The organism is Aequorivita aquimaris, from assembly GCF_001573155.1.
Taxonomy (GTDB): domain Bacteria; phylum Bacteroidota; class Bacteroidia; order Flavobacteriales; family Flavobacteriaceae; genus Aequorivita; species Aequorivita aquimaris.
In genome coordinates this window covers 359,047-379,190 of the sequence record NZ_JRWG01000001.1, presented here as the reverse complement: position 1 = coordinate 379,190, position 20,144 = coordinate 359,047, and the positions used below count along the sequence as shown (strand labels likewise).

Annotated in this window: 22 protein-coding genes; 14 read left to right on the top strand and 8 right to left on the bottom strand. The window is 42.8% G+C overall.

Annotated elements, in window-relative coordinates; genetic code table 11:
* The 5 genes from LS48_RS01765 to LS48_RS01745 all read left to right on the top strand — a co-directional run bounded on the left by LS48_RS01765 (position 1) and on the right by LS48_RS01745 (position 5,291).
* Positions 1 to 3,213, top strand: coding sequence for an efflux RND transporter permease subunit (locus tag LS48_RS01765; protein WP_062619349.1), 3,213 nt, complete (start codon positions 1 to 3; stop codon positions 3,211 to 3,213).
* Positions 3,214 to 3,381: 168 nt separating this feature from the next.
* Positions 3,382 to 3,687, top strand: coding sequence for a hypothetical protein (locus LS48_RS01760; protein ID WP_062619347.1), 306 nt, complete (start codon positions 3,382 to 3,384; stop codon positions 3,685 to 3,687).
* 100 nt (positions 3,688 to 3,787) lie between these two features.
* Entirely contained in the window at positions 3,788 to 3,994 is a 207-nt protein-coding gene (locus LS48_RS01755) for a YgaP family membrane protein (RefSeq protein ID WP_062619344.1), read from the top strand.
* Between the two features lie 148 nt (positions 3,995 to 4,142).
* A complete protein-coding gene (gene hpf, locus LS48_RS01750) occupies positions 4,143 to 4,442 on the top strand; it encodes a ribosome hibernation-promoting factor, HPF/YfiA family (protein ID WP_062619342.1) in 300 nt (99 codons plus the stop codon).
* A gap of 12 nt (positions 4,443 to 4,454) precedes the next feature.
* Positions 4,455 to 5,291, top strand: a complete 837-nt coding sequence (locus LS48_RS01745; RefSeq protein WP_062619340.1) for a universal stress protein — start codon at positions 4,455 to 4,457, stop codon at positions 5,289 to 5,291.
* A 79-nt stretch (positions 5,292 to 5,370) separates the two neighbouring features.
* Here LS48_RS01745 and deoD read toward each other — a convergent pair whose 3' ends face one another.
* The 5 genes from deoD to LS48_RS01720 all read right to left on the bottom strand — a co-directional run bounded on the left by deoD (position 5,371) and on the right by LS48_RS01720 (position 8,431).
* Entirely contained in the window at positions 5,371 to 6,072 is a 702-nt protein-coding gene (gene deoD, locus LS48_RS01740; protein ID WP_062619338.1) for a purine-nucleoside phosphorylase, read from the bottom strand.
* Positions 6,056 to 6,727, bottom strand: a complete 672-nt coding sequence (deoC, locus tag LS48_RS01735) for a deoxyribose-phosphate aldolase (RefSeq protein WP_062619336.1) — start codon at positions 6,725 to 6,727, stop codon at positions 6,056 to 6,058. Before deoC ends, deoD begins: the two co-directional genes overlap by 17 nt.
* The gene (gene trxA / locus LS48_RS01730; protein ID WP_062619334.1) at positions 6,727 to 7,029 is read right to left on the bottom strand and encodes a thioredoxin; all 303 of its coding nucleotides are present in this window, start codon (positions 7,027 to 7,029) and stop codon (positions 6,727 to 6,729) included. Before trxA ends, deoC begins: the two co-directional genes overlap by 1 nt.
* 62 nt (positions 7,030 to 7,091) lie before the next feature.
* A complete protein-coding gene (locus tag LS48_RS01725) occupies positions 7,092 to 7,955 on the bottom strand; it encodes an RsiV family protein (protein WP_062619332.1) in 864 nt (287 codons plus the stop codon).
* Between the two features lie 71 nt (positions 7,956 to 8,026).
* Positions 8,027 to 8,431, bottom strand: a complete 405-nt coding sequence (locus LS48_RS01720; RefSeq protein ID WP_062619330.1) for a hypothetical protein — start codon at positions 8,429 to 8,431, stop codon at positions 8,027 to 8,029.
* A gap of 113 nt (positions 8,432 to 8,544) precedes the next feature.
* On the opposite strand from LS48_RS01720, the gene LS48_RS01715 reads away from it, so the two are divergent.
* The 3 genes from LS48_RS01715 to LS48_RS01705 all read left to right on the top strand — a co-directional run bounded on the left by LS48_RS01715 (position 8,545) and on the right by LS48_RS01705 (position 11,762).
* The gene (locus LS48_RS01715) at positions 8,545 to 9,780 is read left to right on the top strand and encodes a sensor histidine kinase (RefSeq protein WP_062619327.1); all 1,236 of its coding nucleotides are present in this window, start codon (positions 8,545 to 8,547) and stop codon (positions 9,778 to 9,780) included.
* Position 9,781: 1 nt separating this feature from the next.
* Positions 9,782 to 10,834 carry a response regulator gene (locus LS48_RS01710; protein WP_062619325.1) on the top strand — a complete coding sequence of 351 codons (1,053 nt, stop codon included), beginning with the start codon at positions 9,782 to 9,784 and terminating at the stop codon, positions 10,832 to 10,834.
* Positions 10,835 to 10,922: 88 nt separating this feature from the next.
* Complete coding sequence (locus LS48_RS01705) at positions 10,923 to 11,762, top strand: universal stress protein (RefSeq protein WP_076692394.1); 840 nt, start codon at positions 10,923 to 10,925, stop codon at positions 11,760 to 11,762.
* 35 nt (positions 11,763 to 11,797) lie between these two features.
* On the opposite strand, the gene LS48_RS01700 is transcribed toward LS48_RS01705, so the two are convergent.
* On the bottom strand, positions 11,798 to 12,022 hold the full coding sequence (locus tag LS48_RS01700; protein WP_045080031.1) for a hypothetical protein: 225 nt from the start codon (positions 12,020 to 12,022) through the stop codon (positions 11,798 to 11,800).
* Positions 12,023 to 12,095: 73 nt separating this feature from the next.
* Here LS48_RS01700 and LS48_RS01695 point away from each other — a divergent pair, with 73 nt between their 5' ends.
* The 6 genes from LS48_RS01695 to LS48_RS01670 are packed head-to-tail and all read left to right on the top strand — an operon-like array spanning position 12,096 to position 17,864.
* Entirely contained in the window at positions 12,096 to 13,010 is a 915-nt protein-coding gene (locus LS48_RS01695) for a universal stress protein (protein WP_317038828.1), read from the top strand.
* 22 nt (positions 13,011 to 13,032) lie between these two features.
* Positions 13,033 to 13,881: a universal stress protein gene (locus LS48_RS01690; RefSeq protein WP_062619318.1), complete on the top strand. Its 849-nt coding sequence runs from the start codon at positions 13,033 to 13,035 to the stop codon at positions 13,879 to 13,881.
* Between the two features lie 11 nt (positions 13,882 to 13,892).
* Positions 13,893 to 14,744, top strand: coding sequence for a universal stress protein (locus LS48_RS01685; RefSeq protein WP_062619317.1), 852 nt, complete (start codon positions 13,893 to 13,895; stop codon positions 14,742 to 14,744).
* Positions 14,745 to 14,788: 44 nt separating this feature from the next.
* On the top strand, positions 14,789 to 15,640 hold the full coding sequence (locus tag LS48_RS01680; RefSeq protein WP_062619314.1) for a universal stress protein: 852 nt from the start codon (positions 14,789 to 14,791) through the stop codon (positions 15,638 to 15,640).
* 8 nt (positions 15,641 to 15,648) lie between these two features.
* Entirely contained in the window at positions 15,649 to 16,491 is an 843-nt protein-coding gene (locus LS48_RS01675) for an ATP cone domain-containing protein (protein WP_062619312.1), read from the top strand.
* Positions 16,492 to 16,493: 2 nt separating this feature from the next.
* Complete coding sequence (locus LS48_RS01670) at positions 16,494 to 17,864, top strand: MBL fold metallo-hydrolase RNA specificity domain-containing protein (RefSeq protein WP_062619310.1); 1,371 nt, start codon at positions 16,494 to 16,496, stop codon at positions 17,862 to 17,864.
* A gap of 6 nt (positions 17,865 to 17,870) precedes the next feature.
* Here LS48_RS01670 and LS48_RS01665 read toward each other — a convergent pair whose 3' ends face one another.
* Together LS48_RS01665 and LS48_RS01660 are read right to left on the bottom strand one after the other, a co-directional pair.
* Entirely contained in the window at positions 17,871 to 18,992 is a 1,122-nt protein-coding gene (locus tag LS48_RS01665; RefSeq protein ID WP_062619308.1) for an ABC transporter permease, read from the bottom strand.
* The gene (locus LS48_RS01660; RefSeq protein WP_062619306.1) at positions 18,992 to 20,098 is read right to left on the bottom strand and encodes an ABC transporter permease; all 1,107 of its coding nucleotides are present in this window, start codon (positions 20,096 to 20,098) and stop codon (positions 18,992 to 18,994) included. Before LS48_RS01660 ends, LS48_RS01665 begins: the two co-directional genes overlap by 1 nt.
* Positions 20,099 to 20,144: the final 46 nt, after the last annotated feature.

The window sequence follows — 20,144 nt, the reverse complement described above, 5'->3', positions numbered from 1 at the left end:
ATGAAGGACGGATTAGCAGGCAAAATTGCCAAGTTATTTATAGGCTCAAAGCTTACGGTACTGTTGATGATTGTGTTTATGGTCATTGGCGTTTACAGTTCGTTTTTGATACCGCGCGAGGAAGAACCGCAGATTGATGTGGCCATGGCCGACATCTTCGTGGGCTACCCCGGCGCCTCCCCGACCGAAGTGGAATCGAGGGTGGTAAAACCTTTGGAGAAATTGGTGTCCAACATTCCCGGGGTGGAGTATGTGTATTCCACTTCTTCCAAGGAAGGGGCGATGGTAATTGTACAGTTTTATGTGGGCGAGGATATTGAGCGCTCCTTCGTAAAACTTTACAACGAAATGAACAAGCATATGGACCTAATGCCTCCAGGCGTTACCATGCCGCTTGTAAAACCGCGTGCCATAGATGATGTGCCGATGCTCGGGATAACGCTGTGGAGCGAGAATTACGACGATTTCCAGCTTAAGCAGCTTGCCGATGAACTTACCCAAGAAATTGAAAAGGTAAATGAAGTTTCCCTGACCGATAAAATTGGCGGTAGAAACAGGCAGTTGCGCGTAGTGTTGGATAAGGACAAACTGGCTGCCAGCGGTCTCGACTTTTTGGGCGTTGCCGAAATGATAAAGGCAAACAACCAGCAACTGGGCTCGGGCAGTTTTGATAAGAACGATACGGAGTTTTTGGTTACAACGGGAAATTTCCTAAAATCCGCAACCGATGTTGAAAACTTGGTAGTGGGCGTACAGCAGAACCAACCCATTTATCTAAAACAAGTCGCGGCTATTTTTGATGGCCCCGAAATCCCAAGACAATATGTTTCGTTTGGGTTTGGAGGCGCTGGTGAAAATGCTTCAAAGTATCCTTCCGAATATCCCGCCATAACCATTTCGGTAGCAAAGCGGAAAGGTGCCGATGCAATGAAAATTGCCGATGTGATTATCGACAAGGTTGACCATCTGCGAAGCAACCTAATCCCCGACGACGTTCACGTAGAAATTACGAGAAATTACGGGGAAACCGCTTCCCAAAAAGTTTCGGAATTGTTGATGCACCTGATAGGCGCAATCCTTGCCGTTACCTTGATTGTAATGCTCGCAATGGGCTGGCGCGGTGGTTTGGTAGTATTTCTTTCAGTACCAATTACGTTTGCCTTGACACTTTTGAGTTATTATTTGCTTGATTATACGCTGAACCGGATCACACTTTTCGCTTTGGTGTTTGTAACGGGAATCGTGGTGGACGACTCCATCATCATAGCCGAAAACATGCACCGGCATTTTAAGATGAAACGCTTGCCGTTTAAGCAGGCCGCTATTTATGCGATAAATGAGGTAGGAAACCCGACCATTTTGGCAACCTTTACCGTAATCGCTTCCGTCTTGCCTATGGCTTTCGTTTCTGGGTTGATGGGGCCGTATATGTCGCCAATGCCAATTGGGGCTTCCATTGCAATGATACTTTCGTTGTTTGTGGCTTTAACGATAACACCTTATTTGGGCTACATTTTCCTAAGAGAAAAAGAAAAGCCTGCCCGCCGTGGTGGGAAAGGAAAAGCGCCAAAAGAAGAAAAACCTTTGGAAAGCACGCTTATCTACCGCATCTATTCAAAACTTGAAACCCCTTTGATTGAAAACAAAAAGACGCGCTGGCTGTTTTTGGGAGTTACCGTGCTGTTGCTGTTGGGGTCTGTGGCAATGTTCTTTACCAAATCGGTTGCCGTAAAAATGCTGCCTTTCGACAATAAAAACGAAATGCAGGTAGTGATCGATATGCCGGAGGGAACTACTTTGGAAAGAACAGCAGTGGTTGCCCGCGAAATTGGACAATACCTTTCCACACAGCCCTTGGTTGTAAATTATCAAAACTACGTGGGCACTTCGGCTCCGATAACCTTTAACGGTTTGGTCCGCCATTACGACCTTCGTGGGGGTAGCAATATGGCCGATATCCAAGTGAATTTGGTAGGCAAGGAAGACCGCAGCGACCAAAGCCACGACATTGCCAAACAACTGCGACCCGGTATTCAGAAAATTGGAAAGAAGTTTGGCGCCAATGTGAAGATCGTGGAAGTACCGCCCGGACCACCCGTGCTATCAACTATCGTAGCAGAAATTTATGGTCCTGACTACGACCAGCAGATTGCCGTGGCCAAAAAGGTAGAAAACATCTTGAACGAAACCCAGGATGTGGTTGATGTGGACTGGATGGTAGAAGCCGACCAAATGGAGTACGAATTTATCATTGACAAGGAAAAAGCCATGCGCTACGGCGTGGCACCACAGCAGATTGTCCATACGATGAATATGGCGCTTTCGGATAGGCCAGTAACCCATCTGTACGATGAAAACGCCACCAATCAGGTGGGAATATTGCTTGCTTTGGATGAAAAGGAAAAATCCACCATCCAGGATATTTCGCAGTTGAAGATTGCTTCCAAACAGGGCAATATGCTTTCTGTGGGCGATTTGGTTTCTGTTCAAGAAAGCACACGCGCCAAGAGTATTTATCGCAAAAACCAAAAACGGGTGGTTTATGTGTTGGCGGATATGGCGGGAGAACTCGAGAGTCCTGTTTACGCCATATTGGGAATGACGGACAAGCTTAATGAAATTGAGTTGCCCACGGGTTACAAAATGAACGAACTGTATTTACAGCAACCCGAACATGAAGACGATTTCACCGTAAAGTGGGATGGGGAATGGCAGATTACACTGGAAGTATTCCGCGATTTGGGGATTGCCTTTTTGGGTGTAATCATCATCATTTACATATTGATTGTAGGTTGGTTCCAAAACTTTAAGGCACCTGTTGTTATGATGGTTGCCATTCCACTTTCGTTGATAGGAATCGTGCTAGGCCACTGGATTATGGGCGCGTTCTTTACGGCCACCTCCTTTATCGGGATGATTGCACTGGCGGGAATTATGGTGCGGAACTCGGTGCTGCTGATAGACTTCGTTAACCTGCGAACCGCAGAGGGAATTCCGTTAAAACAAGCCGTAATAGAAGCGGGCGCCGTACGGACAACCCCAATTTTATTGACTGCGGGAACGGTGGTAATTGGCGCTTTTGTAATTCTTTTTGACCCAATTTTCCAAGGACTTGCCATTTCGCTGATGGGCGGAACTATTGTTTCTACAGTACTGACTTTGCTTGTAGTGCCGTTGGTTTATTATATGATTGAAAATAGACGGGAGAGGTGAGATTTGAGAGGTGAGATTTGAGATTTAAATAAGAAATAAAGAAAAAAGACTTAAGACATAAGACGTAGGACGTAAGACGTAAGACAGTCAGGTTTGTATGACTTTGAATAAATAATAACAATAAACAATAACAATAAACAATAACAATAAAAAATAGAAAATAACCCAATGAAACTACTAATAGTAACCGTTGTGGACGAATTTCAGAAAGACGTGCTGCGACTTTTTAAACAAGCGAATATTGAGAGCTATAGCGGTTCCGATATTGAGGGCTATAAAAATGCGTCTTCCTTTATGATGAATTCCAGTTGGTTTCCATCGGAAAAAGGAGGCGCGGACAGCAGTATGTTTTTCTCCTTCACTGAAGATGAAAAGATTGATTCTTTTTTCAGTTTGGTAAAAGAATTCAATAAAAATCTTGAAACCAACAACCCGATCCATGCGGTGGTAGTACCCATAGAACGGAGTATTTAATCAATTAGCAATTTACAATTAGCAATTAACAATTATGAGTTAGGGGTTCAGGCTTTTTCTTTTACGAATCCCGATTCACTAATCACTAAAATTCAATAGTATGATAAACAGGTATATCAGGGCAATTGCCGGAACTTTCATTTTAATCAGCCTTTTGTTGGCTGTATATGTAAACATAAACTGGTTGTGGTTTACAGGTTTTGTGGGCGTCAACCTCTTGCAATCGTCATTTACAAAATGGTGTTTGATGGAAAAAATCCTTAAAAAACTTGGCGTGAAGGACGAAGGGGATAGCTGCTGCGCTTAAAGTTTCGCTTTAAATTCAATAAATCCAAATCCCGCTGCAGAAAATTGTAAGCGGGTTTTTTTGTGAATACAGGTACAATATGACTTTGGTCATTTTAAAACCCGCAAATTCTGGATATATTTGAGATGAATAAAAAAATCAGAGTATCATGACTATAAACATTCAGTATGTGAAAATGCCCACCAGCGAGGCAATGAACGATTATGTTGAAAAAAAACTTCAAAAACTTGCTGAAAAGTATGATTGGCTAATTAGGGCCGACGTAAGCTTTAAGTTGGAAAACAACGTTTACGGCAAAGGCAATATTTGCGAAATGGAATTGAGCCTTCCGGGACCGAAAATTTTTGCAACATCAAAAGAGGCTACGTTTGAGGCAGCCGCAAAAGAAACAATTTCGGACCTTGAAAAACAGCTTAAAAAACGCAAGGCTAAATTCTCAACCCACTAAAAGATCAAAAACATGAAAAAAATATTAGTTCCCGTAGATTTTTCCGAACATTCAGACTATGCATTGGAAGTTGCAGCAAATATTGCGAAAAAACAAAATGCTGAAATTGTTGCGGTTCATATGATGGGTCTTAGCGACGCAGTCTTAACACGCGATGAAAGCAAGGAAGCTTTTGAGGCGATGTTTTACATGAAATTGGCAGAAAAGCGTTTTGCCGAATTTCTCGATAAAGATTATTTAAAAGACGTAACCGTAACCGATGCCGTCCACAATTATAAAATTTTTAGTGAATTGAACGATGTGGCCCGCGAGTTTGGAGCAGATTTAATTATCATGGGCTCGCACGGCAGTTCTGGTCTTAAGGAGGTTTTTGTGGGAAGCAATACCGAAAAAGTAGTCCGCACTTCCGAAATCCCCGTTTTGGTGATAAAGCACCGTCATGAATATTTCAACCCGGAAGTTGGGGTTTTTGCCTGCGACTTTTTGGAAAACTCAATTGGTCCCTACCAGCGCGCCCAAAAAATGTTTGAAGATTTGGGAATTGAAATGCAAATGCTCTATGTGAACCTGGCGGGCGATTTCCGCAGTACCCGCGAAATAGAAAAACGCATCCTCAACTTTTTAAAGAGCGCGGGCGAAGAGAACCCACTGGAAACTTTAAACAAGGTGGTACAGTATAACGAATATTCTGTGGAAGCGGGAATTTTCGGCTACAGCCAAGTGAGCAATGCCGATATTATCGCCCTGCCCACACAGGGCCGCCAAGGGCTGGCGCACTTCTTCTCAGGCAGCATAGGTGAGGATGTGGTAAACCATTCCGACTTGCCGGTAATGACCTTTAAAGTATAGTTAATTTAGTTAATTGCTATCGACAACAATTAACGATTTAAAACAGGAACTCTAATTTTGGGTTCCTGTTTTTTATTTTTTAAAGAACGGTATTCAAGGCAATTTCAATCATTTTTGAAAAACTGCCCTCGCGTTCATCGGCTGTGGTGCTTTCCCCCGTTACCAGACTATCTGATATGGTCAAAATGGCCAAGGCCTTCACATTGAATTTTGCCGCTATGGTGTAAAGTCCGGCAGCTTCCATTTCTACGCAAAGCACGCCGAACTCGGCCCATTTCTTATAATTGTTGAAGTCATCCTCATAAAACTGGTCGCTGGAAAGTATGTTTCCGGCCTTAATGGGAATGTTTTTTTCCCGTGCGTAAAGCGCGGCTTTCATAAACAGGTCAAAATCGGCGGTGGGCGAGTAGTCGCAGTTTACAAAGCGGGTGTTGTTGATGCCCGAAGTGGAGGATGCCGCCATCGCAATCACAATATCGCGAATATTGATATCTTTTTGATAGCTTCCCGCCGAACCAACGCGTATCAGGTTTTTTACGCCGTAATCGTTTATAAGTTCGTGACAGTAAATCAAAGCCGAAGGAATACCCATGCCCGTTCCCTGTACTGAAATAGGTTTTCCCTTAAAAGTTCCGGTATAGCCCAACATACCGCGCACGTCATTGTAACATTTGGGGTTTTCGAGAAAGGTTTCCGCAATCCATTTGGCGCGCAACGGGTCGCCGGGCAGCAGAACGGATTCTGCAATTTCTCCGGGCTTGGCTTCAATATGTGTGCTCATCTGTGTCTTTTTTGGTGGCCGTTACAATCTCGATTCCCGAGGAAGTGCCGATTCTGCTCACGCCCAATTTTATATATTTCTTGGCGGTGGCAGCATCTTTTATTCCGCCGGAGGCTTTTACTTTTAAACTATCGCCTACTTCGGCAACCATTATTTTCACGGCCTCTTCCGTGGCACCGCCGGATCCGAAGCCTGTGGAGGTTTTTACAAAATCGGCACCTGCCTTTTTTGAAATATGGCAGGCTGTCCGTATTTCGGCATCGGTTAAATAGCAGGTTTCCAGAATTACCTTTAAGGTTCGGTCGCCAATGGCTTTTTTTACACCGGCGATTTCATTCTGCACCTCGTCGTACCTTTCGGCTTTTAAAAAACCGATGTTCAGCACCATATCAATTTCATCGGCACCGTCCTTTATAGTTTGTTCGACCTCGCAAACCTTGGCGTGAAGGCTGCTTGCACCCAAAGGAAAACCCACGACCGAAGCTACTTTTACGTCGCTATTTTTTAATTTTTCTGCAGCTAAGGATACGTAACAACTGTTTACGCAAACCGCATAAAAGTTGTGTTCTTTTGCTTCATTGCAAAGGTTTATAATGTCTTCGGGCGTAGCAGTGGCTTTTAGTAGGGTGTGGTCTATATATTGGCTCAGTTCCATCAATTTTTATGTTGATTGATGATGGAAACCAGTTCGTTTTTCTGCAGGACGCCGCTCTGTCGCCAAAGTTGCTTGCCGTTTTTAAAAAGAATCATCGTGGGCACCCCACGCACCTGAAATTGGGCAGCCAGGGGCTGGTTTTTGTCAACGTCTATTTTTACGATTTTTACGTCGTCGCCTAATTCATCCTTCACCTGTTTCAGAATGGGCGCCAGCATTTTGCAAGGACCGCACCAATCGGCAAAAAAGTCGACAAGGACGGGCGTTTCCGAATTTATGATGTCTTTAAAATTGCTTTTCATTGGAACAATTATTATAAATTTTATTTCTTTTCTCTTTCCTCTTTCTTCTCTTTTCTAATAAATCAACCAATCAACGGATTCTTTTTATACTTTCGCAAAACGGGCATCAGCATTTCCATCGGAATCTGGATGGAATAGGTTCCCGTATAGGAGGGGCAGATTACGCAGTCGTCAAAATAGAACTCTACTACATCGTCGTTGATTACAAAATTGTTTTTTGCATCGAAGAAATCATCTGCGGAAATGGCCCAGCAATCGTAGTACATTTCGCCGGAATTGATTTTTTCCTTTAAAAGCGTATTTAAAATCTCGCGCAATTCTTCCTCGGAACCATTGTTGAAAAAATCCTCATAATTCATAAATACCGCCCTTTCCAGATCAAAATTCATGGTCTCAAACGTATAGGCCGCGTGGGCGGCACCTGTGTAGTGGTTTTCTTTGTAAAAAAGCACGCTGATGAGCCGGTCGTTGAGGTTGTATATTTTGTAATCCACCTTCCGCAATTCGTTCTGTTTGGGAATTCCCAAGGAATCGCAGAGCCGTTTTTCCTCTAAAATCTGTTTCTCCACACCTTTGGCATCCAGATAATATTTACTGATGTATTCGTTGAAATTTTCAAACTGCGGTTTGATCTTCTCGTTGAGGTAGGGGTATTTAAAATCCAAAAGATAATGGTCGCCCTGCTTTTTGAACGATTTGGAAATCAAAAGATTTTCCATTTCGGCGCGCGAATCTGTTTTTTCCAACAGTTCCTTGCGCTTTAGGATGAGCGTCTGTTGCTGACTTTCCAGGTTTTTGTCGGAAACTTTTAGGGAATCCGTTATTTCCTCAATTGAGTCGGTATCATTGTCCGGTTCCTCTTTTTTGGGATCGTTTTTACACCCAAAAAAAAGGAGGAGCAAGAGATAGGGCAGTAGGTTTTTCATTTTAATTCGATTTATCGTTTAAAAATACGCAAACCTTTTTTATACCGAAAACAGGCAGGAAATTTTTAGGATTACTGGCTCAGCAAGTTTTTCAATTTGGCGAGCATGATCAATTCGCTTTTGTTCTTCCCAGCGAACGAGCCCGCAATGGCGTTGGCCGTTTTCCAGATCAGTTTTTTCCGCTCGTCGGTAAAGAGTTGCGGATTGTCCTTTTTATAATCGGCAAAGCTGTAAAAGCAGTCGTTGGCGTCCAATTGTTCATAATCAAACCAGTCAAAGACCACTTCTATTTGGTAGGCGGCATCGGTATGGAAGGGGTCTTCATAATCGTCGAGGTCTTTCCATTGCTCGGAAACGATTTTCTTCAACATATCGTATTCAGTCTTCCGTACCACTTTGTCGGCGGCGGCTATGGCATAAAACAGCTCGCCCATTTTTTGGTAAAAAAGCAGTTGTGGCTTCTCCATGGTTCCCATAGGATTAAATTTTTCAAGGTTGTTTTAGAGGGTAAAAATAGAAGACCAAGCTGTATTAATCTATGATATAAATCAGTTATTCCAAAACTGTTTAATTTGCGTATTTTAGCGTCGTGAAAGTATTTGAGGAAAAAAAGGGAAATATTTTTAGGATTCTTTCCGAAGCCATTTCCGAAGGCATAGTCATCGTTAACGAAAAGCAGGAAATAGTAACCTCCAATGAGGCTGCCGACCGCATGTTTGGCTATGGCCCCAAAGAGCTTTTGGGCGAGAATATCAATCTGTTGATTCCGCGGGAATACAGGCACAGCCATACCCAACAAGTGGAAGAATACCTGGAAAAAAGCGACCCGCGCCAAATGGGCCACGGGCGCGACCTGTACGGACGGCGCAAAGATGGCAGCGTTTTTCCCGTGGAGGCAGGGCTTAACCCGTTTGAGATTTACGGGAGCAAATACGTGATGGCGCTGGTAACCGATATTTCCGTGCGCAAAGGCCAGGAGCGGGAAATTATTGAGCTCAACATGCAATTGGAGCAAAAAGTTGAGGCCCGCACAAAGGAACTGAAACAGACCATCAAAGAACTAAAGGAAGAAGTGGCCAAACGCAAGGAGGCGGAATACAAAATTCTGGAATCACTGCGCAAGGAGCGGGAGCTGAACGAATTGAAAACGAAATTCCTATCCTTGGTTTCCCACGAATTTAAAACGCCGTTGAGCGGCATTCTTACCTCGGCTACCCTTGCGGGAAAATACACCGAAACCGATCAACAGGACAAGCGTGAAAAGCACTTAAAAACCATCCAGAGTAAAGTTAAATACTTGAATAATATTTTGAATGACTTCCTTTCCATTGAACGTCTGGAATCAGGGAAGGCCACTTATAAATTTGATACCTTCCCGCTGAGCAAAGTGGTGAACGAGGTAATCTACAACGCAAACATGCTCTTAAAGGAAGGCCAGCGAATAAATTATCCGCAGAATATTGATGATATCTCGGTTAATTTTGATGAAAAAATCCTTGAGCTATCGCTTACCAATCTTATAAACAACGCCATAAAATATTCGCCTGCGCACACTTTGATTGATGTGGAAGTTATAAAGGAAAAGGAGGCGCTCACCATAAAGATTAGTGATGAGGGCATGGGCATTCCCGAAAAGGAGCAGAAATATATTTTCAACAGATATTTTAGGGCTGAAAATGCGTTGCTGGACCAAGGCACCGGCATTGGCCTGAACATCGTGAAAAGCCACTTGGAAAGTCTCGGCGGCACCATTATCTTTGAAAGCGAGGAGGGCAAGGGCAGCACGTTTACCATTACTTTCCCCAACAAAAACACTACCGAATAATATGAAGACAATACTTCTTATTGAAGACGACACTGCATTAAGAGAAAACACCGCCGAACTTTTGGAGCTTTCCGGATACAAGGTTTTTACGGCGCCAAACGGCAAAATTGGCATTCAAAAGGCTAAAAGCGAAAACCCGAACATTATTATTTGCGACATAATGATGCCGGAAATTGATGGCTACGGTGTGCTTGAGAGTGTTGCTTCGGAAGAAAAAACGAAACATATTCCCTTTATCTTTCTATCCGCAAAAACGGAGCATAAGGAAATACGCAAGGGCATGGACATGGGCGCGGACGATTACCTCACCAAACCCTTTGACGAGCAGGAATTGCTGAGCGCCATTGAAAGCAGGTTGGCCAAGGCAAGTATTCTGGCCATGCGCGAAAGCAATAAGGAAAAGGACAATGCCGAGGACGATGAAAACCCCCAAAACCTAAACCAGCTAAAGAACTTTTTTTGTGATGAAGGCGAAGTGTCCAACTATAAAAAGGGAGAAACAATTTACCGAAAAGGCGACCACTCAAACAGTATGTTCCTAATTTTGAAAGGCGTAGTAAAAACACATACGATGGATGCCAATGCAAAGGAACTTATTACGGGACTCTACAAAGCCGATGACTTTTTAGGCTTCACTTCCTTTGACGATAACATTCCCTATAACGAGACCGCCACTGCCGTGGAAGAAACCGAGGTTGTGGGAATTTCAAAAACCTATGTGCGCGATATTCTCAAGAAAAGTCAAGATGTTTCCTTGGAATTGATGAATCTTTTGACCGATAACCTTTCCGAGATAAAGCAGCAATTGGTTAAAATGGCCTACAGTTCAGTCAGGAAAAAGACGGCGAGCACCATTCTTCAATTTGTGGAGATTATGGATAAAAAGCCTGAGGCGCCGCTCCGAATTTCAAGGAACGACCTCGCCACTACTGCCGGGATTGCTACGGAAAGCCTTATCAGGACCCTTTCAGATTTTAAGAAAGATGGCATCATTGAAATTGAGGGCCGCGACATCCGCATTGTAGATTTGGAAAGTCTGCGCGATATAGATTGAGACTCCGAGCTCTTTTTTCCCAAAGCTGATTTTTATCATTTTCTGTCCCGACCCATAAAGATATTTTTGTCTGTAAGATTATGATGCTATGATGAATATACTAATCCCGACGGATTTTTCAGAAAATGCACAGAACGCCATTGCGTATGCACTTGCATATTTTTCCGATGTTGCGGTGAATTTTTATATCCTTCATGTTTCGCATACACATACAAGTACTAAGGAAGAGGAACAGGAGCTTTTTTCTGACTTTGATACTGAAATGCAGACGGTTCAAAGCACTTCTGCCACGTTGCGGGAAGAAATACGGAAATACCAAATCCGTTCCCAAAACCCAGCCCATAGCTTTTTCCCCCTTCACGAAAACCTTAACTTGCTAGAGGCCATTAGAAAAAATGTAATTGAAAAGGAAATCGATTATATTTTGATGGGCACCAAGGGAACTACTAAAATTAATGGCGGGGAAATGGGCAGCAATACCTGCGATGTGATTACCAAGGTGAAATGTCCCATTCTCGTGATTCCCGAAAACGCCAAGTTTAACGGCATTAAAAACATCGCCTTTTTAACCGATTACAACTGCATTTATCGTAACAAAATAATCACTAGACTTTCAGAGACGTTGGATCTGCATCGTTCGCCGCTGAGGGTGCTTCATATTAAAGCCCAAAATACGGGGCTTACCGCGGCACAGACCGACAACAAGGGGTTTTTGCATTACTTTTTCAAGGATAAAAAGCACAGCTTCCATTTTGTGGAAAATAAAGACTTGGAAATAGGCATACAGGATTTTGTGGAGACTTGGGATATCAGTCTTGTTTCCATCGTGGCAAAAAACTTAAACCTTATCCAGCGGTTACTGTTGCGGCCTGCCGTAAAATCGGTGAGCTATTCGGTGAATGTGCCTTTTTTGGTGCTCCACGAGTGAGTTGAAATTCAAAATTCAAAATACTGAATACCAAATCATTCCTCTTGGCCAATAGGATGGTCTTCATAAAAATCCTTAAAGGTTTTATCGGTGGTATAGCTGTCTCTTAAAACCTTAAAGACCGAGAAGATTAAAAGCGCTTGGCCCAAAACGGTCAAATAAAATACCCACCCGAACGGAAAATCCATAGCCGCAAAAATTGCGACCGTAACGAGCACGAATGTTGTTAGTACGAGATATGTGATAGCGGAAAGTTTCATAGCTTTTTAATTTTAAATTACGAAATAAACGGCTTGCGCACTCTTAAGGATTCCTTAAAAATCAGGCTGTTGATTGATATTTATCATAGTTTTACTGTACTGTAATGGTTATATTTACGTAATCATTCAAAAACAAACCGCCATGCGAAAAATATTGATTCCCACAGACTTTTCGGATAATGCAATGAACGCCATTAAATACGCTACTGAGCTATTTAAGCACGGCCCCACCGAGATATATTTGCTCCACGCTTTTTCCGATTCGGTGTATGAAGACAAGGCCCGCTTGGCCGATGCTGTTTTTGAGGAACTGCAGGAAAAAGCGCTTCAAAAAGCAAAGGAAAATCTTGAGGAAACCCGTAAACAGATTCTCAGCTTTTCCCCGAATCCAAAGCATACTTTGCATACCATTGCCGAATTTGGCCTGTTGGTGGATTCGGTAAACGATTGGGTGGAGAAGGAGAATATAGATGTGGTGGTTATGGGCACCAAAGGTGAAACCGCCGATAAAAAAATAACCTTCGGTAGCAACACGCTGCAGGTAATAAAATATGTGAAATGCCCCGTGCTCGCCATTCCTGCCGTTTATGGCGATGTGCATCCTAAAAACTTGTTGTTTCCTACAGATTATTTGTTGCCCTACAAACGCCGCGAACTGAAACTGGTGAGCACCATTGCAAAATGCTTCGCTACCAAAGTAGATTTTCTCTACGTTTCAACATTTCCAACCCTTTCCTTGCGACAGCAGGATAACAGGAAATTTTTGGAAGCGGCCTTCTGCGACAACCAAATAAATTTCCATCAAAAAGGCGGGACAAATGTTACCAAAGCCATCAACACTTTCATAATTGAAAATCCCATAGATATGCTGGTGATGGTCAATACGCGCCATTCCTATCTGGAAAACATACTTTACCAGTCAACCATTGAAAAGATTGGGTTGAAAATTGACATCCCCTTTCTAGTACTTCAAAATTTACCGAGATAAACCTTTTAAATACATATTGACAATGAAAAAAATCCTCGTTCCAACCGATTTCTCCAAAAACGCCTATGCGGCCTTGTTTTATGCCACAAAACTTTTTAGCGATGAAGCACTGCAAATAACCATTCTCCATTCTTTTGGGGAAGAAGTGGGGAAGCTAACGAGCCGTGTAGACATAGGCCGTTCTGAAAATATAATTGAAAAATTGTATCGACAATCTGATGAGGACGGCCAGCAATTGGTGCATCAAATAAAACTGGATTCTTCCAAAGTTGCACACAAATTTGAAGTGATTTCCACGCCGGCAACCCTGTCAAAAACCATCAATAAATTGGTTTCCACCGAAGGAATAGACCTCGTGGTTATGGGCAGCAAGGGCCGCACGGGTGCCGAGGATGTACTCGTGGGGAGCACAACGGTAAAAATCACCAAATCGTTGGAAGGTTGCCCGTTGCTCATTGTTCCGCGCGAAGTGGATTACGTAATCCCCACAAACATTGCGTTTGCAACGGACTTTAACGATTTTTACCAACTTTCAAAACTGCGGCCCATCGTTCGGTTGGTGCGACAGTACAATTCAAATTTGCACGTGGTCCACGTAGGTGCGGAAGGAGATTTGAACGTGCTGCAGCAGCAAAATCTGGAACATTATAAAAATGACCTTACGGAATATGATACCGAGTTCCATTTTATTCCGAAAAAGGATAATATCTCAAAAACCCTTCATAACTTTATTGATGGACGGAATATGGATTTATTGGCCCTCGTGTACCACAAGCACGCTTTCCTAAAGAAACTTTTTAGGGAACCTGTTGTAAGTAGGGTAGGGAAGCATACTCACGTTCCAACGTTGGTAATTCCTATTAAAAATTAAAATTTCAGAAGATGAAAAAGCGAATATTGATACCCACAGATTTTTCAAGAAACGCCTGGAACGCCATAAAATATGCCATGGAGCTCTATAAAAGGGAACCTGCGGAATTTTTTCTGCTGCACACCTATTATCTTTCCGGGTATTCAAAAGAGAACCTTTTGAGCCCCGAGCCTACGGAAGAAGCCCTGCAAAAAGTTCGGGAAGCTTCGGAGAAAAATATGGAGAAACTAAAGGTGCAAATGGCTTTTTACGAAGAAAATGACAGCCACAGCTTTCATTATTTAAGCGAATTTGGTTCCTTTTTCGACGTAATGAAGAAAACGGTTGAAAAACAGGACATAGAATTGGTAATTATGGGAACCCAGGGCGAAACGGACAATAAGACCGTGATTTTGGGCAGCAATGCGGTAAATGCGATGGAAAAAATCAGGAATTGCCCGGTACTCGCCATTCCTTCAAATGTGTTGTTCAAGGACCCGAATGAAATTGTCTTCCCCACAAGTTTTAGAACGCACTATAAAGAGAGGGAACTGGCCACTTTGGTAGATATTTCGCGCTGTACCAATTCCCCAATCCGTATCTTACATATTCAGAACAATAAAGGCTTGACCAAAGCCCAGCAGGAAAATAAGGTGTTGCTGGAGAAAATTTTGGAAGCCGCCAGTTTTACCCACCATACGCTCTACGACGTTGACATAAACGACGGGGTGCGCTGTTTTGTACAGAGCCGACAGAGCGAGATGATTGCCATTGTGAACAAAAAGCACAATTTCTTTGGGAGTGTTTTTTCCAACCCTATGGTCAAAGAACTCGGAAAGCACGCTAATGTACCGTTGTTGGCAATGCACGATTTGAGAAATTGAGTCCTTATAAAAATTTAATGTGAATCAAAACAAAAAAGTTGGTTATGCAAAAGCAAGTTTTAATCCCTACCGATTATTCAAAAAGTGCCTTCAATGCCATTGTTTATGCGTTCGAGCTTTTTGCGGAGGAAGATTGTACGTTTCACATTTTCCATTCCTATTTTTTAGCGCGTTCGGCCAAGGGCAACGTATTGTTTCCTGAACCCGAACCGGCTGATTATGACAGGGCGGCAAGGCTTTCGGGCGAAAGAATGGAATGGTTGAAAAAGAAGGTGGGCTTATTGGCAGACAATCCTAAACATACCATTTATTTCGACCACAAATTTGGAACCCTTATCGAGTTGTTGGAAGAAAAGGTAATGCGCGATAAAATAGACCTTATCGTTATGGGAACCCGCGGTATAACAGATGATACGAAGGTAGCCTACGGCCGAAACTCCGTAAACGTAATGGAAAACATCAGAGGCTGTGCCGTACTTGCCGTGCCCGCCAATGTTTCCTATAAAAAGATAGGTAGCATCGTTTTTCCCACCAACTTTAAGACCCATTTTAACAAGCGGGAAATGAAAACCTTTGTGAAGATTGCACAGCTCGGAAATTCAGAAATCCAAATCCTTCACATTGGCAAGGAGAAGGACCTTTCGGAAAGGCAAAGGAACAATCGGAAGGAATTGGAAAATCATTTCAGCGAAGTAAAATATACCTACCACTGGCTTGAACATAAGGGCGTAAAGGAGGGCGTGCTGTCCTTCGCAGACCAGCAAAATAGCGGGATGATAGCATTTGTGAATAGAAAACACTGGTTCTTTGGCAGTGTTTTTTCAAATCCGTTGGTTAAAAGTCTCGGCGTCCACTCCAAAGTACCCATCCTAGCACTCCACGATACCAGAAACTAACCTTAATTATGAAGAACAATGCCATTGAAGTAATAAAGCATTCGGGTGAACGGGCCATATTTTCAATTGAAAAACTGAAAAACTCCCTTCGGAAAAGCGGCGCAGAGGAAGCCTTGGTCAACGAAATAGCCAATAACGTCCGCGATGAGCTTTACCAGGGTATTTCAACCAAGGAAATCTACAATCGCGCCTTTGCACTTCTGAAGAAAAAGAAAAAAGGCTACGCTTCAAAATACAAGTTGAAGAAAGCAATTTATGAGTTGGGTCCCACGGGATTTCCATTTGAGAAGTTTGTGGGCGCCATCCTATATTACAGCGGTTATGATGTAAAGACGGGCCAATTTTTGAACGGTAAGTGCGTAACCCACGAGGTAGATGTGGTAGCGCACAAAAACGGCCAATATATAGTTGCCGAATGTAAGTTCCACAGTGATGAAGGGCGAAATTGCAATGTAAAGGTGCCGCTCTATATACATTCCCGTTATCGTGATATCCTCAACAATTACGGTGACGGCAACAAGGGGGAAAAGCCGAATGAAGGCTGGGTGGTCACCAATACCCGATTCACCGAAGACGCTTTGACCTACGGCAAATGTGTGGGCCTTTACCTTTTAAGTTGGGATTTCCCGAAAGATAACGGCATCAAGGACCGCATAGACCGTTTGGGGCTTTATCCTGTAACCGTTTCCACCTTGCTCAGTCAGCGCGAAAAGCAATTTCTCCTGAGTCGCGATGTGGTGCTTTGCAAACAGTTGATAGACGACCAATTTTATCTCGACCATTTGGGAGTTTCGGAAAAGCGGAAAGCGCGAATTTTAGAGGAAATAAACATTTTGTGCAAAAAGAACTGATTATGCAAAAAGTAAAAATACATTTCCTCGGAGCTGCGGGAACCGTAACAGGTTCAAAGTTTTTAATTGAAACTTCGGAAAAGAATTTATTGATAGACTGCGGCATGTTCCAAGGTCTAAAAGAGCTGCGCGAAAAAAATTGGGGACAACTGCCAATTGATGTTTCAGAAATAGATGTCGTATTGTTAACCCACGGCCATTTGGACCATACAGGCTATCTGCCGCGATTGGTAAAGCATGGTTTCCGCGGAAAAATTATTGGCACGGCACCCACGCTTGCAATCACTAAAATAATTTTGTTGGACAGTGCTAAAATCCACGAAGAGGAAGCCGAAAAAGCCAATGAGGAAGGCTATTCAAAACACAAACCCGCCGAACCGTTTTATAGCGTGCAGGAAGCCGAAGTGACTTTGGGATTTTTTCAATCTAACGCAAGAGATGAATGGTTTGAACTTTCGGAAAACATCAAATATCGTTTCAGGTATAACGGGCATATTATCGGCGCTACTTTTATCGAGCTGGAAATTTTCGGCAAAACTTTCGTCTATTCCGGAGATATTGGCAGGGAGCACGATTTACTGCTTTATCCACCCGAAAAACCGGAATGGGCAGATTATCTTTTTATGGAAAGCACCTACGGAAACAAACTCCATCCGCAGGAAAGCGTTTCAGATAAATTGGTGGAGCTCATCACCAAAACCATTCACAATCGTGGCAATTTGATAATTCCATCCTTTGCGGTGGAACGCTTACAGACGCTGATGTTTTTGCTTTGGAAATTATACAACGAAAACCGTATTCCAAATATCCCCATATTTATTGATAGCCCAATGGGCAATAATGTGCTTTCGGTATTTCAAAATTTTCCGGATTGGCATAAAATGTCGGTGAAGGAGTTCAATACCATGACCAATCGGATGACCATTATTTCTTCCTATAAAGATACTTGGAAAACCATTGACAATCCGCAGCCAAAAGTGGTGATTGCCGGTAGTGGAATGGTTACTGGCGGAAGGGTTTTGACCTATTTGAAACAGATGATTGACAAAGAAAATACTACTGTTTTATTAGTCGGTTACCAAGCTGAAGGCACGCGTGGAAGACAACTTTTGGAAGGTGCATATGAGTTGAAATTCTTCGGAAAATACTATCCCGTAAAAGCTGAAATACACCATATTGAAAGTCTTTCGGCACACGCAGACCAGCAGGGGCTTTTGGATTGGACAAGCAATATAAAAAACATACCCGAGGAAACCTTTCTTATTCACGGGGAACCCACGGCCCAGGATGCCCTGCGGGTTAAATTGCGGGATAGTTATGGTTGGAAAGTAAGTATTCCGAAGTTGTATGAAATAAGGGAAATTTTGGTTTAAGGCTTTTTAATTCACCTTTCTATAACTCCAAACCGCCAATACGTTCATAAGTATTGCAAAAAGCAGCGTCTTTAACAGTTGTGGCAAAATGTCGCCCAAGCCGGATCCTTTCAGCAGAACCATCCGCACGATCTCGACAAAATATTTTATAGGGTTGAATTCGGTAACGATCTGCGCCCATTTTGGCATGCTTTCAATAGGTGTGAAAAGGCCGCTCATCAAAATAAAGATAACGACAAAAAACCAGGCAATAAACATGGCCTGCTGCTGCGTGTCGGTAAAATTTGAAATGAGCAGTCCCATCCCGAGAATTACCAAAATATAAATGGAAGTATAGGTGTACAGCAGTAGCAGGCTCCCCAACATGGGCGTGTTGAAGATCAGTTTTGCGAGAATCAACCCTATGGTCAGCAGCCCCATTCCAATAATCCAAAACGGAAAAAGTTTACCGATAATAAACTGACTTTTGCGGATGGGCGTTACGTTTATTTGCTCCAAAGTGCCTATTTCCTTTTCGCGAACGATGTTCATCCCGGAGAGAAATAGGGTTATCATCGTTACCAACAAAACCAAAATCCCCGGTACCATAAAGGTTTTATAATCCAGCGTGGTATTGTACCAAAAGGAGGGAATCGCCTGAATGGTCACGGGCTGCGCCACTTTTTTTGAAGTGTCCAATATGGTCATTTTCACGCCTTGGTTAAAACTGTGCACAATCTGGTTTACGTAACCGCTTTCCACCCCAGCAGCGGCCCCATCGATGGCGTTTATGGTGATGGAAAGATCGGCGGTTTTTTCCTTTAGCAGATTTCGTTCAAAATGGTTGGGAATTTCCATTACCACATCCACTTCGCCTGAAAGCATCGCGGCACTGGCTTTTTCCTGCGAGGGAAAATCGGTCAGAACCTTGAAAAAGTTAGAGGCGTTAAATTTCTCAATAAGCGCACGGGAGGTTGAGGTACGGTCGTAATCTACGTACGCAAATTTTATGTTTTTCACCTCGTAGGTGGCCGCATTGGAGAGAATAACGAGCTGCAAAATCGGAAGGATAAATATAATAGGCAACATCCCTTTATTTCTAAAGATCTGCTTGAATTCCTTTTGTATTATGTAGCCGATGGTCTTCATTATTCCAGCCGTATTTTATATTTCTTTACACTCAAGCCAATAAAGAAAAGCGTCATCCCCATCAAGATCAGCGTTTCCTTCCAAATAAAGGCCATTCCCACCCCTTTCAGCATAATGCCTTTAATGATGATGATAAACCATTTTGCAGGAATTATGTTACTTATTATTTGAAGCGGAACCGGCATACTCGATATTGGAAAAATAAACCCAGATAGCAGTATTACGGGCAGCATCAAGCCCATCAGAGAAATCATCATGGCCGATTGCTGCGTTTCTGCGATGGTGGAAATTAATATTCCCAAAGCAAGGGAAGTGATAATAAACAGCACACTCTCCAGGGCGAGTAAAATCAGACTTCCTTGCAGTGGCATCTTAAAGATGAAAATGCTCAAAAGCACGATGACCACTGCATTTATAACCGATAGGAAAATGTACGGCACCACTTTCCCGATAATAACCTGAAAAGGTTTTAAGGGCGAAACCAAAAGAATCTCCATGGTGCCCAATTCCTTTTCGCGGGTGATGGAGATGGAAGTCATCATAGCCGAAACCAACATCAAAATAATTGTCATCACGCCGGGGACGAACATAAACACACTTTTGAGTTCCGGGTTGTAAACCATCCGTGCCTGCGGAATTATCTGATACTCCACAACTATCGCCCTATTTTTTTCCTGCTGATAATTTTGAAGTATTGCATTGATGTAATTGGTGATGGAATTGGCCGTGTTGGGGTCCGTGGCATCTGTAATAATCTGGATGGTTGCCTGGTTTTGCTTGATTAGATTTCTGCTGAAATGCTTTTCAAAATTCAGTACCGCTTTTATTTTTCCTTTTTTGAAGGCGGTCTCTATATCGGCTTCCCGGGTTAGAATCTGTTTTACGGTGAAATATTTTGAAGCTGAGATCTTATTGATGACCTCTTCGGTTGAAGCATCTTTTGAATGGTCCAAAATGGCGATATCCACATTGTTTATTTCATTGGTAATGGCGAAGCCAAAAAGCAAAATTTGCGCAATGGGCATCCCGAAAAGTATAAACAACGACCGCCTATCCCGAAAGATATGGTAGAATTCCTTTTTTATAAAACCTATAAATCGTTTCATTTTCCCCTCTAACTCCCCAAAGGGGAGAACTTATTTCACTGTTAAT